The sequence below is a fragment of the Brachybacterium sacelli genome (assembly GCF_017876545.1).
Lineage (GTDB): Bacteria > Actinomycetota > Actinomycetes > Actinomycetales > Dermabacteraceae > Brachybacterium > Brachybacterium sacelli.
The window spans coordinates 160,755-174,005 of sequence record NZ_JAGIOD010000002.1; the positions used below are offsets into that span (position 1 = coordinate 160,755).

9 protein-coding genes are annotated in these 13,251 nt (G+C 73.4%); 6 read left to right on the forward strand and 3 right to left on the reverse strand.

Annotated elements, in window-relative coordinates; genetic code table 11:
- Window positions 1-9: 9 nt before the first annotated feature.
- The 3 genes from JOF43_RS14855 to JOF43_RS14865 all read right to left on the reverse strand — a co-directional run bounded on the left by JOF43_RS14855 (window position 10) and on the right by JOF43_RS14865 (window position 3,569).
- Window positions 10-1,434 carry a flavin-containing monooxygenase gene (locus tag JOF43_RS14855; protein ID WP_209903561.1) on the reverse strand — a complete coding sequence of 475 codons (1,425 nt, stop codon included), beginning with the start codon at window positions 1,432-1,434 and terminating at the stop codon, window positions 10-12.
- A gap of 147 nt (window positions 1,435-1,581) precedes the next feature.
- Window positions 1,582-2,583 carry a DUF1345 domain-containing protein gene (locus JOF43_RS14860; protein WP_209903563.1) on the reverse strand — a complete coding sequence of 334 codons (1,002 nt, stop codon included), beginning with the start codon at window positions 2,581-2,583 and terminating at the stop codon, window positions 1,582-1,584.
- The gene (locus JOF43_RS14865; RefSeq protein ID WP_209903565.1) at window positions 2,580-3,569 is read right to left on the reverse strand and encodes an N-acetylglucosamine kinase; all 990 of its coding nucleotides are present in this window, start codon (window positions 3,567-3,569) and stop codon (window positions 2,580-2,582) included. Before JOF43_RS14865 ends, JOF43_RS14860 begins: the two co-directional genes overlap by 4 nt.
- Before the next feature lie 288 nt (window positions 3,570-3,857).
- Between JOF43_RS14865 and JOF43_RS14870 the strand changes: the two genes are divergently transcribed.
- From JOF43_RS14870 to JOF43_RS14895, 6 genes are all read left to right on the forward strand, one after another.
- The gene (locus tag JOF43_RS14870) at window positions 3,858-5,564 is read left to right on the forward strand and encodes an ABC-F family ATP-binding cassette domain-containing protein (protein ID WP_209903567.1); all 1,707 of its coding nucleotides are present in this window, start codon (window positions 3,858-3,860) and stop codon (window positions 5,562-5,564) included.
- 135 nt (window positions 5,565-5,699) lie between these two features.
- Window positions 5,700-6,986, forward strand: a complete 1,287-nt coding sequence (locus tag JOF43_RS14875; RefSeq protein ID WP_209903569.1) for an O-acetylhomoserine aminocarboxypropyltransferase/cysteine synthase family protein — start codon at window positions 5,700-5,702, stop codon at window positions 6,984-6,986.
- 204 nt (window positions 6,987-7,190) lie between these two features.
- Window positions 7,191-7,901: an HAD family hydrolase gene (locus JOF43_RS14880; protein WP_209903571.1), complete on the forward strand. Its 711-nt coding sequence runs from the start codon at window positions 7,191-7,193 to the stop codon at window positions 7,899-7,901.
- Window positions 7,898-8,674, forward strand: a complete 777-nt coding sequence (locus JOF43_RS14885; protein WP_245354565.1) for an HAD family hydrolase — start codon at window positions 7,898-7,900, stop codon at window positions 8,672-8,674. The genes JOF43_RS14880 and JOF43_RS14885 overlap by 4 nt, the downstream gene beginning before the upstream one ends.
- A gap of 115 nt (window positions 8,675-8,789) precedes the next feature.
- Complete coding sequence (locus JOF43_RS14890) at window positions 8,790-10,721, forward strand: thioredoxin-like domain-containing protein (RefSeq protein ID WP_209903572.1); 1,932 nt, start codon at window positions 8,790-8,792, stop codon at window positions 10,719-10,721.
- Window positions 10,722-10,766: 45 nt separating this feature from the next.
- Complete coding sequence (locus JOF43_RS14895; RefSeq protein WP_209903574.1) at window positions 10,767-13,244, forward strand: pyrophosphatase; 2,478 nt, start codon at window positions 10,767-10,769, stop codon at window positions 13,242-13,244.
- The last annotated feature ends 7 nt before the right edge of the window (window positions 13,245-13,251 follow it).

The window sequence follows — 13,251 nt, forward strand, 5'->3', positions numbered from 1 at the left end:
CCCGAGGGCTCAGTCGAACAGCTCGCGCACCGATCGCAGTCGTGCCAGCAGAGTGTCGCGGTCCGTGGAGGGCACCAGGTTCTCTCCCCGCGTGGCGGTGGCGGTGGGGGCGGCACGGGCGGTGACCCGGTTCGCGCCGAGCGCTCCTCCCAGACGCCCCAGCATGCCCCCGCCGGCCGGGGTCGCGGCCGTCTGCACGGCGGTCTCGGAGCCGGCGCGCAGGCGCTGGAACTGCCGCAGGGCGGCGGAGTCGCCCTCGCGGGCGGCCAGCACGTAGGCGGCCAGATCGGCCTGCTCGACGAGGACGGGCAGCACCCCGCCGGCGACCCGCTGCTGACCGAGGAACGCCAGGTCGTCGCGGCCGCGGGGGAAGGCCCCCAGGAACAGGTCCAGGTCACCGTCGGCGGAGCGCGGCACGACGTCCTCGGGCAGGTGGTCGGCGCCGACCTCGTAGCCCGTGGCCAGCACGATCAGATCGGGCGCGTACCTGATGTGGCCGGCATGGAGCTCGGGACCGAGATGAGTGAGGGTGCCGTCCGCCTCGACTCCGGTGACCTCGCCGGCGGGCGTGATCCGGCCCTCCCTCACTCGGTCCAGGACGTCGTCGGAGACGATCACGGAGTCCTCGAGCAACGGCGCGGCCGGGCGCGGAAGCCCGGCCGCGGCGGGGTTGCCCACGGTGCGGGAGATGACGCTCTTCGCGATCTTGGCGTTCAGGCCGCCGAGCACGGAGGGCTCGCGGGAGGCGGCGACGTCCCCGGGGACCCGGCCGATGCGGCGGGGGACGACCCAGTGCCCGGTTCGCATCGACCAGCGCACCTCGAGGGCGCGACGGGCGGCGTCGACCGAGATGTCGGCGGCGGACTGCCCGGAGCCGACGACGAGGACCCGCTGGCCCTCGAGCCCGTCGGGCCCGCTCCATTCCGAGGAGTGGATGACCTGCACGGACTTCGGGACGTCCGCGGCCCAGTCGGGACGGTGCGGGCGTTGGGAGATGCCGTGGGCGGAGATCACCGCCCGGTAGATCAGGATCTCGCCCGTGGAGAGCTCGACCTGCCAGATGCCGTCCTCGAACGGGCGGGCGGTACGCACGGCGACGCGCGGACGGAAGTGGTCGGTCAGCTGATGGCGCGCCGCGTAGGCGCGCAGGTACTTGGCCATGTGGCCAGGGCTGAGGAACTCGGGGAAGGAGACCGGTTGGAGCATGTCCTCGTACTGGGTGAACTCCCGCGAGGAGATCATCTCCATCGCGGGCCACACCGGGGAGTCCTCGCGCTCCTCGTTCCAGATGCCGCCGACGTGCTTCGCACGGTCGACCAGGTCGAAGGGGACCTCCAGGGCCTTCAGGGCGGCAGCGGCCGCGAGACCGGCGGGTCCGGCGCCGATGATCAGCACCTTCTCGCGGGAGGGGATCTGGTCGTGGAGGTCGGGCATCGAGCAGAACCTTCCGGAACGGGCGGCACGCGGCACCTGGGACGACCCCGGGCACCCGGCTCAGCGGCGGGCTGACGCTGGCCATCCTAGTCTCCACGGTCCAGGCCACGGACGCGCTGCGCCGACGCGAGGCGCGGTGGAGCGTGGTCAGCCGATGGCGGTGAGCAGTGCCGAGACGCCCAGGGTGATGATGATCGTGCTGGAGACGTGGGCGAGGATCACGTGGTCGCGCACGAGGCGGCGGGCCCTGGGGGTGGTCGGGGCGAGATCGGTGCCGTTGGCGGCCTGGATCAGCACCGCGCCGTAGACGTAGTCCGCCAGCGTCCGTTCGTGCCCGGGGGTCCCGGCCAGCTCGAAGGCGTCGCCGTGGGCGTCCTCCGCGGCGTACTCCACGGCGAAGGTCATCACCGCTCCGATCCAGGCCGTGGCCACGGCGCCGACGGTGAGGGCCAGCAGGGCGGCCATCGGCACCCCGTCCGGTCGCATCACCAGCAGCAGGATCGCGATCGCGGCGGTGAACAGGAGCTGGGCGACCTCCCCCGCCGCCCCGCTGCGGCCCGCGAACACCCGATACAGCCGGACGTGCTTGCGCACCCGGGGCAGTCGGGCGGTGCCGACCAGCCGAGCGCGGGGCTGGCCGCTCAGCGCGATGTGGGTCAGCACCGCGAACAGCAGCGTGTACAGGGAGATGACGATGATCAGCAGCAGGAGCAGCGCCGCGATCCTCTCGCCCTGGTTCCCCGGACCGTCCTCGCCCAGCTGCGGCAGGGCGAGCGCCACCGACATCCCGGCGGGGAAGGACACCAGCAGCGAGATCAGGAAGCGGAGGTTCTCCGAGAGGAAGCGCTCGCGCAGGCCGCGGCGACGTCCGCGTCCGCGTCGGGCGCGTCGGGGCGGACGGGAGACGGGCCGGCCCGGGCCCTCGACCGCCGGTTCCGGTGAGGCCGCGCTCGGGGGCGGCGAGACGGACGGCGACGGGCCCGAAGCCGGGGAGAGCGCTGGTGATGGCGACGGTGAGCCGGCCGAACCCACCGGCGCGGTCGTCAGCGGCGCCCGGAGCCCGCCGGCCCGGAGCCCGCTGGCGCGGGAGACGCGTCGGCGTCGGCCCCCTCGCCGAGGACGCCGGAGCACGGGGCCGGGTTCGCTCATGCCAGGACGTCTCCTGCCTTCTCCCGAGCCAGCAGCAGCGCGCCCGGGAGGCCGGTCGTGGCCGTGCAGTAGGCGCGCCCGTCGGCCTGCAGGCCGGTCGCGACCTCGTCGTGGATCGGGCCCGGGGTGGCCAGGACGGATCCGGCCAGGACCACGGGAAGGCCCGCCTCCGGGTCCAGCGCCCGTACGGTGTCCATGACGTGCCGCACCGCGGTGTCGAGAATCTCGCGAGCGGCGGGGTCCTCGGGGACCGATCCCGGCAGACGGGCGAACCGTCCGAGCGCGGCCGGGGCCCCGGCCGGCAGGAACTCGTCCAGGGCACGGATCAGATCCTGGCGGGGATCGCCGGTGGGGGAAGGCGGCAGCAGGCCGTCGCGCAGGTCGAGGTCGAGCATGTCCCCGACCTGCTCCGTCAGCCGGGTGCGTCGACCGCGCCCGTCGAGATCCGCCGCCGCCGCCTGCAGCGCGCGCCGCCCCAGCCACACGGCCGAGCCGATGTCGCCGAGCAGCCAGCCCATCCCGTCGCGGCGGGCTACCGCCTCACGCTGGTGGAAGCGGACGGCGACCGCGCCGGTGCCGGCCAGCACCAGCAGACCGTCATCGCCCATGCCGCCGGCGAGGAAGGCGGTGTGCAGGTCATCGGTGACCAGGAGACGGTCGGCGGCGATGCCCAGCTCCTCCAGCCGCTCGCCGACGACGGTGCGCACCTCGTGCGCCCGTGCCGGGCCGGCGCCCGAGATGCCGAGCGCGACGGCGTCGACCTCGATCTCGTCGCCCAGCGCGTGCCGACCGTTCTCCAGGACGGTCCGCACGGTGTCGGCCAGATGGTCCATGGCGGCGGATCCCGAGGAGCGCAGATTGGCGCCGGGCCCCTCCGCCTCTGCGGCCACCCCGCCGCCCAGTGGGGCCAGGGCCAGACGCGAGCTGGTGCCGCCGATGTCACCGGCGATCACGACGTGGGTCGGTGTGGAGGCGTCGGCGTCCATGTGGTCCTCCTCTGGCGATTCCCCCGGGATCGGGCCTTCATCGTAGGGCGGGGGACGGTCCCGGACGGGGAGGACGACTCCTGTGAGCGGAGGCGGCGGACCTGCACGGGCGTCGTCGCCCCGCCTCGTGGGCCGCGCGCTCACCACGGGGGCCGGTCGACGGGCCCGTCGACGAGCGGCCGACGGATAATCCCTCGACCCGGTCGCGACGGCGCCCCTAGACTCGTCGCCGTGAGCATCTGATCAGTCCCTGCTTCCCACCGTGTCGACACGATCCGGAGCTGATCCATGCCTACGCACCCCACCCCCTCCGCTGCCCCGGCCCCCACGGCCGGCTCCGGCGACCCCCGCCTGCACCTGCGCGCCGACGGGCTCTCCTTCTCCTATCCCGATCGTCGCGTCCTGACGGACGTGGGCCTCGTGGTCCCCGCCGGGCGACCCACCGGTCTGCTCGGGGAGAACGGCAGCGGAAAGTCCACCCTGCTGCGGATCCTGGCCGGGGATCTGACCCCCGATGCCGGGACGAGCTGGGCCCCGGGTCCCGTCGGCGTCCTGCACCAGGAGCTGCCCGCCGGCCCCACCACCACGCTCGCCGAGGTGGTGGCTGACGCCCTCGAGCGTTCCCGACGCCTGGAGCGCGAGCTCACCGCCGCGGGGGAGGCCCTCGCCGCCGGGGACGGCGAGCCCGCGGCCCATGCCGCCGTGCGCTTCGACGAGCTCCTGGCCGAGGCGACCCTCGCCGACGTCTGGAACGCCGAGCACCGGGCCGAGGCGGTCCTGGCCGGGCTGAGCCTCGCCGAGATCGCGCCCGCCACACCGCTCGGTGAGATCAGCGGGGGCCAGCGCGAGCGTCTCGCCCTCGCGCACCTGCTCATCGCCCGCCCCACCACCTGGCTGCTCGACGAGCCCACCAACCACCTCGACGACGACGGCGCCGCCTTCCTGGCCGCTACCATCGCCGCCCACGGCGGCCCCGTGCTCATCGCGAGCCACGACCGCGCCTTCCTCGACGACGCCACCACCGCCCAGCTGGACCTGGACCCCGCCGAGTCCCCGGCCCGCACGGATCCCGGCGGTCTGACCGTCTACACGGGCGGCTTCAGCGACTATCTCCTGGCCCGCTTCGAGGCGAGGGACCGCTGGGAGCACCGCTTCCGCACCGAGCAGGACGAGCTCAAGGAGCTTCGCCAGGCCGTGAAGGACTCCGCGACGGTCGGACATCCCGGCGCGGCACCGCGCACCGAGGGCGGGATGGCGAAGAAGTTCTACGCGGACCGCAACGCCACCGTCGTCTCCCGCCGTCTGCGCGAAGCCCGGGCACGCCTCGCCCAGCTCGAGGAGGACCAAGTCCGCAAACCGCCCGCGGAGCTGCACTTCACGCACCTGCCCCCGGTTCCCGGGCGCGGCAGGGGCGGGGGAGGCGCGGTGCTGCTCACGGCGCGCGAGGTCACCGTCGACGGGCGCCTCGACCCCACCTCGTTCAGCCTCTCGGCCGGGCAGCGCCTGCTGGTGACCGGGGCCAACGGCTCGGGCAAGTCGACTCTGCTGGACACCGTGACCGGCCGCCTCGCCCCCACCCACGGCACGGTCGACCATCCCCGGGGCCTCCGCATCGGCCACCTCGGCCAGGACGATACGGCGGTGTCGGGACGCACCGTCGGCGAGCACCTGCGCGCGGCCGTCGCGGGCACCGAGGAGCCGCCGGCCGAGGACGGCGCCGTGCCCGAACTGTTCGGCCTGGTCCATCCCCGCGACCTGGCCCGACCGCTCGAGCTGCTCTCCCGGGGCCAGCTGCGCCGCGTCATGCTCGCGGCGCTGCTGCTGGATCCGCCCGAGCTGCTGGTCCTCGACGAGCCCACCAACCACCTCGCGCTGGTCACCGCTACCCGCTTCGAGACCGCCTTGGCGGACTGGGAAGGTACGGTGCTGATCGCCTCCCACGACCGCTGGCTGCGCAGCCGCTGGCAGGGTGAGGTGCTCGCGCTGGGGGAGTGAGGGCCGGACGAGTGGTACCGGGCGGCGACACAGACGACACAGACGACACAGACGACACAGAGGTTCACGATCCTCGGAGCCATCGCCGGGGGTGCGTCAGGCTGAGGAGGTCACCGTCGCGACAAGGAGCCTTCCATGACCGAGCAGCCCCAGAAGTTCGAGACCCTCGCCATCCACGCGGGCCAGGAGCCCGATGCCGAGGCCGGATCGCGTGCCCTGCCGATCCACCAGACCACCAGCTTCGTGTTCCCGACGGCGGAATCCGCTGCGGACCGCTTCGCCCTCGCCGAGCCGGGGCCGATCTACTCCCGCATCAACAACCCCACCCAGGGCGCGGTCGAGGATCGTGTCGCGGCGCTCGAGGGCGGCGCGGCCGGGCTGCTGGTCGCCTCCGGGCAGGCCGCGATCACGCTGTCGATCCTCAATCTCGCCGATGCCGGGAGCTCCGTCGCGGTCTCTCCGAGCCTCTACGGCGGCGCCTTCAACCTGTTCAAGCACACGCTGTCCCGTCTGAGCATCACCCCGCAGTGGATCGAGGACCCCACCGACCCGGAATCCTGGCGCGCCGCGGCCGATACGACCACCCGGGCCTTCTTCGTCGAGTCGATCCCCAACCCCAAGCACGACATCCCCGATCTGCGGGCGATCGCCGACGTCGCCCACGAGGTCGGAGTCCCGCTGATCGTCGACAACACCGTCGCCACGCCGTTCCTGCTGCGCCCGCTCGAGCACGGCGCCGACATCGTGGTGCATTCCGCGACCAAGTTCCTCGGCGGCCACGGCACCTCGATCGCAGGTGTGATCGTGGACGGCGACAGCTTCGACTTCGCCGCGCACGCCGAGAAGTACCCGCAGTTCAACCAGCCCGACGAGTCCTACAACGGGCTCGTCTTCGCGGGCCTGCCCGCCGCCTTCGCCACCCGGGCCCGCACCAACCTGCTGCGCGATCTCGGCCCGGCCATCTCGCCGTTCAACGCCTTCCTCATCGGGCAGGGCCTGGAGACGCTGCCGCTGCGCATGGAGCGGCATCTCGAGAACGCTCACCAGGTCGCCGCCTACCTGGAGGCCGACGACCGCGTGGGCGTCGTCACCTGGGCTTCCCTGGACTCCTCGCCGTACAAGGCGACCGCTGACAAGTACCTGCCCCGCGGCGCGGGCAGCGTGCTGGGGTTCACCCTGCCCGGCGGGCTCGACGCCGGCCGACGCTTCGTCGATGCCCTCACCCTGCACTCCCTGGTGGCGAACATCGGTGACGTGCGCAGCCTCGTCGTCCACCCCGCCTCGACCACCCACTCCCAGCTCAGCGAGGAGGAGCAGAGGGCGGCCGGGGTCGAGCCCGGCTTCGTGCGCCTGAGCGTCGGCCTCGAGCACATCGACGACATCCTCGCCGACCTCGAGCGGGGCCTGGCCGCCGCGGGCTGAGCACGGCTCACCTGGCCGGGCGCTGCTCGCCACGTCGAAGAAGGTGCCACGTTCCTGGCACCTTCGACGACGTGGCGAGCCGCGTCGCCGCCTGGCAGCGGCCCGGCAGGGACGCCCGCTCGCACCTCGAGATGTCAGGTCCCGGCCTGACCCGGGCACGGCGAGGAGACATCGTGCAGGCGGGCTGGATACGCTGGGGCCATCATGAGTGCCGTTCCCGCGCCCCTGCCGTCGTCCCCGCTGGATGACTGGCCGCCCACCTGGACTCCCGCCGCCGTCGTCTTCGACTTCGACGGACTGCTGGTCGACACCGAGGCCGAGTGGGTCCGCGTCCAGGACGCCTACCTCGCGATGCACCGGGTCGAGATGGATCCCGCCACCCGGCGGCAGATCACCGGGCAGTCCGCGGAGATGGTGGTCACGGTGATCGGTCGCCTGGTCGACAAGGCCCCCGAGGTCGTCGGCGAGGAGCTGCTGGCCGCCCACCGTGAGGGACTGCGCGACCGTGAACAGCTGGTGCCGCTGCCCGGCGGCCTGGAGACGGTGCGGGCCGTCGCCGCGAAGCGCCCGGTCGCGATCGCCTCGAACTCCCCGCGGGACATGCTCGACCACAAGCTCGAGGCCACCGGCCTGCTCGAGGTGGTCGATGCCCACGTCGCCATCGAGGACATCACCCATCCCAAACCCGCGCCGGACATCTACCTGCGCGCCGCCGAACTGCTCGGCGTCGTTCCCGCCGACTGCCTCGCCTTCGAGGACTCCGAGACCGGTGCCTCTGCCGCCCTCGCCGCCGGGCTGCACCTGATCGCGGTGCCCTCCATCCCGGGGCAGGATCCTCGTGCCCAGCGCCGCCTGAGCACCCTCGAGGACGATGTGCTGACGGACTGGATCGCCGGCTGGGACGTGCGGCGATGACCCCCGCGACCGCCGCGGACGGCATGGCCACCGGCACCGACGGCGCCACCGCCGGCAGGGTCCCCGCCACCGGTGAGGACGGTGCCGCAACGCACCCCGCTCCCTGCCCCGACCGGTTCCGGGAGGTCTTCGGCGGCTGGACCCCGCGCGCCGTCGTCTTCGACTGCGACGGACTGCTGCTGGACACCGAGAGCGTCTGGCAGCGAGCCCAGGACGCCGTCGTCGCCGCGCACGGCGCGGTGCTGCGCGAGGAGGACGACGCCGCGCTGCACGGTTCGACCATCGAGGACGCGGCCGCGATCCTCGCCGAGCGCTCGGCCAGCAGCACCGAGGCGCTGCTGGCCGATCTCCACGTCGTCTTCGACCGGGAGCTCGCCGGCGGGATCCGCCTGCTGCCCGGTGCCCGTGAGATCGTCGCGGCGGCCGGGGCGCGCGTCCCGTTGGGCTGCGCCTCGAACTCGTGGCTGGAGTCCCTCGAGGACAAGCTGCGCCTCGGCGGGCTGCGCGAGCATTTCACCGTGCTCGAGGCCTCCGACACCGTCGACCGTCCGAAACCCGCCCCCGACATGTACGCCGCGGCCGCTCGCGCCCTCGGGGCCGAACCGGGCGAGGCCCTCGCCCTCGAGGACTCCGGTACCGGGGCGCGCGCCGCCCGGGAGGCCGGGCTCCGGCTCGTCGCGGTGCCGGCCCCCGGCCACCCCGCCCCGGCGGCCGATCTCGTCCTGGGCTCCCTGACCGACCCGGACCTCGCGGCATGGATCGCCACCTGGTGAGACGCTCAGCGCCGCTCTCCGTGCTCCTGGTCGTCGCGGCGCGCCGGGAGTGCGAATGTCCACGAGTGTCACCTGAGTTGGCCACTGCCCGTCGAACCGGTGTTCACTGGACCCCATGACCACATCGAGCGACCCCGCCGCGCCCTTGACGTCCCGCGCCCATGGCTCCGCCCTGCGCGGGCGCGGGTGGCTCAACACGGGAGGCGTCGACCTCGACCTGGAGTCGCTGCGAGGCAAGGTCGTGCTGCTGGACTTCTGGACGTTCTGCTGCGTGAACTGCCTGCACGTCCTCGACGAGCTGCGCCCGCTGGAGCAGAAGTGGGCCGACGAGCTGGTCGTCGTCGGCGTCCACTCCCCGAAGTTCGAGTTCGAGAAGGATCCCGACGCGCTGGCCGCGAACATCGAGCGCTACGAGGTCACCCACCCGGTCATCGACGACCCGGAGCTGGAGACCTGGACCGAGTACGGCGCTCGTGCCTGGCCGACCCTGATGGTGCTCGACACCCATGGGCGCATCGCCGGCAATCTCTCCGGTGAGGGCCACGCCGAGAACGTCGACCAGCTGATCGCCCGCCTCGTCACCGAGGGCGAGGCCGACGGCTCGCTGCGCCGCGGACCGGCGCCGACCGTGCTGACCGAGCGGGTTCCCCAGACCCTCCGCTTCCCCTCCAAGCTCACCACGCTGCCGGACGGGCGCCTGGTGGTCTCCGACGCCGGCCAGCACCGGTTGGTGGTCTTCCAGAGCGACGGCCAGACCGTCGACGAGGTCATCGGCGCCGGGATCCGCGGTCACACGGACGGCGATGCGGAGACCGCGCAGTTCGCCGAGCCCAACGGCGTGCTCGCCCTCCCGCAGGAGGTCGCCGCCGAGGTCGGCTACGACCTGCTGGTCACCGACACCGCGAACCACCTGCTGCGCGGTGTGAAGGTCGGCCAGGATCGGCTGCTGCGCTCGCGCACCGCCACCGAGGTGCTCACCGTCGCCGGCTCGGGAGCGCAGTGGATGCAGGGCGAGGAGCAGCCCCGCGGCGAGGGCGATGCGCAGGGCTACGCGCTGTCGACCCCGTGGGACGTGACCTGGTCCCGCGTACTGAACCGCGCCGTGATCGCGATGGCCGGCATCCACCAGCTGTGGACCTTCGACCCGGTCACCGGGGCGCTGATGGTGCTCGCCGGCACCACCCAGGAGGGTCTGGTCGACGGCCCCGTCGTCTCCTCCTGGTGGGCTCAGCCCTCCGGCCTCGACGAGCTGCCCGACGGCCGCCTCGTCGTCGCCGACTCCGAGACCTCCGCGGTCCGCGTCCTGGATCCGCAGACCATGCAGGTCAGCACCCTGGTGGGCGAGGGCCTGTTCGACTTCGGTCACGTCGACGGCGCCGCGGACGTCGCGCGTCTCCAGCATCCACTGGCGGTCACCGCGCTGCCCGACGGGCGCATCGCCGTGGCCGACACCTACAACGGTGCGATCCGGATCATCGAGGAGCACACGGAGGACGACGCGGAATCGTCCGCCGCGGTCACCGTGGTCACCGTCGCGACCGATCTCGACGAGCCCTCCGACGCGATCGTCGGCCCCCCGGTCGACGGCATCGGCCAGCTGATCGTGGTCGAGTCCGGAGCCCACCGCGTCACCTGGGTGCCGGTCGCCAAGGCGGCTGAGCGCGTCATCGACCAGGGGGCCCAGCGCTCCGAGCGGCCCGTCACGGAGGTCGGGCCCGGCCCCCTGACCGTGCGGGTGATGTTCACCCCGCCCGAGGGGCACAAGCTCGACGACACCCTGGGACCCTCCACCCAGGTCACCGTCTCGACCACCCCGTCGGCCATGCTGACCGACGGCGCCGGGGTCGAGACGGCACTGGAGCGCACCCTCGCGCTGGATCCCGCCTACACCGAGGGCGTGCTGCACGTCAGCGCCCGTGCCGCCTCCTGCGATGCTGATCCGGCGGTCGAGTTCCCCGCCTGCCACATGCATCAGCAGGACTGGGGCGTGCCGATCCGCATCGTCGACGGTGCCCCCACCCACCTGGATCTGTCCCTGCTCGCCTGAGTCGACCCGTCGACCCCTCCGAGCCCCGACGTCGGAAGCTGTCTCTTGGACCTGATCACTCAATTCCCCCTGGGCGATGACATCGCCGTGACCCTGCTGGTGCTCGGCGTGCTCTCCGTGGCCGCTCTGGTCACCGGTGCCGTCGTCCCCAGCCGTCTGCAGCGCGACGAGGACGCCCCCGAGGTGGATGACGACCTCGGTCGGCGCCTGGGCCGGCACCTGTCGGCCGCGGGCTCGATCATCCTGTGGGTCGGGCTGCCCGCAGTGGTGCTGCTGTACCTCGCGCCCGGATCGACCGACGAACGCATCCTGCGCTCCTCGATGATGCTGGTCGGCCTGCTGCTGGGCCCGTTCGCCGCCTGGCGCGGACTCGCCGTGCAGCTGGCCTCCCTGGGTCTCGACCCCGAGCGCCGACCCGCGATGATCTCCCGGCTCGGGGCGCTGACCGTCACCGGGGCGCTCGCCGTGGCGACCCTCCCGATCGTCATCATCGTGTGGTTCCTCCACGCCTCGGGCTCCTCCTCGCTGATGGCCCTGGCCGGGGGCGCCGCCATCTCGGCGCTCGCGATCCGCGCCACCGCCGCTCCGTTCGACACCGCCGCGGCCTCCTCCGCGATCCTGGTCGGGGCCGACGAGCACGAGATCGACACCGATGAGGCCAAGAACCTCGGAGCGCCCCCGCTGCGAGGCGCGCGGATGTTCCGCCGCGGCGCCGCCCTCAGCGCCGATTTGGTCGCGCTGACCACCGCAGCCGCCGCGGTCGGCATCCTGCTGGGCGTGCCGGTGCTGGCCGCCGAAGGCATCCTGGTGGTGCTGCTCGCCCTCGGCGTCGCGATGCTCGCCGGTGGCGTGGTCGCCGTGGTCCCGCATCTGGGACGGCCCGGCCACGAGCGTGGGGCGCTGCGTCTGGGCGGCCTCGTCCCCGCCCTCCTCGGCGGCGGCGGGATGGTCGCGGCCGCCGCGCTCTGGCTCCCCTCGGCATACAAGAACCTGCGTTTCGCGCAGGTGGGCATGGGGGAGTTCACCGACCAGGCCATCGCCGGTCCGGAACCGCTGCCGCGTGAGCAGCTCGAGCCGCAGATCGCACAGGCCGGTGCCCAGCTGGGCACGCTGGTCTCCCAGACCGACGACTCCCAGGCCGCGAGCACGCTGCTGGACGTGGTCACGATGTACACCATCTCGCCGAGCGTGGCCGCCGCCTCCTCCCTGGGGCTCGGAGTCGTCGTCGCCCTCGCCGCGATCCTGCTGCTGGACGGGACCGGCAACCGGGTCGGCTCGATCGTGCTGCGCACGGCCCGCACCAGCCGCACCGGCGGCGCGCTGGGCACCACGGCGGGCCTCGGTTCGACCGCCCTGCTCGCGGCCGGGGCCTTGGCCCTCCTGCTGATCGTGGCGGGTGTGCTCAGCGTGCTGAGCGCCGGCGTTCCCGACATGGCTCTGGCGCTGCTCTCCCATGCGGGCCTCGGCGCCCTGGTGGTGGCCGTCGCACACGCCGGCTCCCTGATGGCTCCGACGCTCGTGGACCGTCCGGAGGCGGAGCGCTCGCTGCGCGACGCCGCCGCCGGTGCCTCGACCGGTCCCCGTGCCGCGCTGCTGCTGGCCGCGGCGCTGACGGCGCTGGCTGCTCTCGGCCCTGTCGTCACCGCGCTCCAGATGGCGCCCCGTGCGTCGACCGCCTGGGAGGACCGAGCCCTGCACTCCCTCAGCCCCGCCTCCCTTTCCCTGCTGGGCGGGATCGGCCTGGGCGTCGTCGGGGTGCTGCTGGTGACCGCCTCGCTGCTGGACGGCGCCCGACGCCTGGGTGCGAGCGCCGTCGTCGAGACCCGCGCCGCGATGCTCGAGAAGCGCGCCGGCGTGAACCTCGAGGACCTGCCGGACATGGTGCGGCGCGCCGTGCTCCCGGCGGTCGTGATCGTGGTGCTGATGCCGATCGTCGCCGGATTCGGCCTCGGCCCGGCCGCCCTGCCCGGCCTGGTCATCGGTGCCGTCCTGACCTCCGCCGGCCTCGGCCTGTGGTCACTCGGGGCGGGGGCGACCCTCAGCCACGCCGCGGCCATCATCGGCCACGGCCGCTACGGCGGTCCCGGTTCCTGGGGGCACTCCGGTGCGCTCGGCGGCGCGGTGCTCACCGGCACCCTGCGCTCCGTGATCGGCTCCGTGGCGCTGCCGCTGCTGCTGAGCTCGTCCCTGCTCTCGGCCCTCGGCGTCAGCGCCGTGGTGTCGATGACCACCGACGGCACCAGCGAGTTCCTGCGCTGGGGCATCGCCGTGGTCGCCCTGGTCATCGCACTGACCACCTGGGTGATCGCCTCGACGGCGGCCGAGGTCGACCTCGAGGACGAGATCGGGGAGGTCTCCCGACCGCTGTTCTCCCGCGCCGAGGAGGACTCCGCGGACGGCCTGGAGGCCATGGACTGGGAGACCGACGAGGAGAACACCGAGCAGGTCACGGTGGCCACGCAGAAGCCCACCCGCACGGCGAAGCGCCCTCGGCGCGGCGCCCGCAGGAAGAGCAACGACTAGTCGGTCC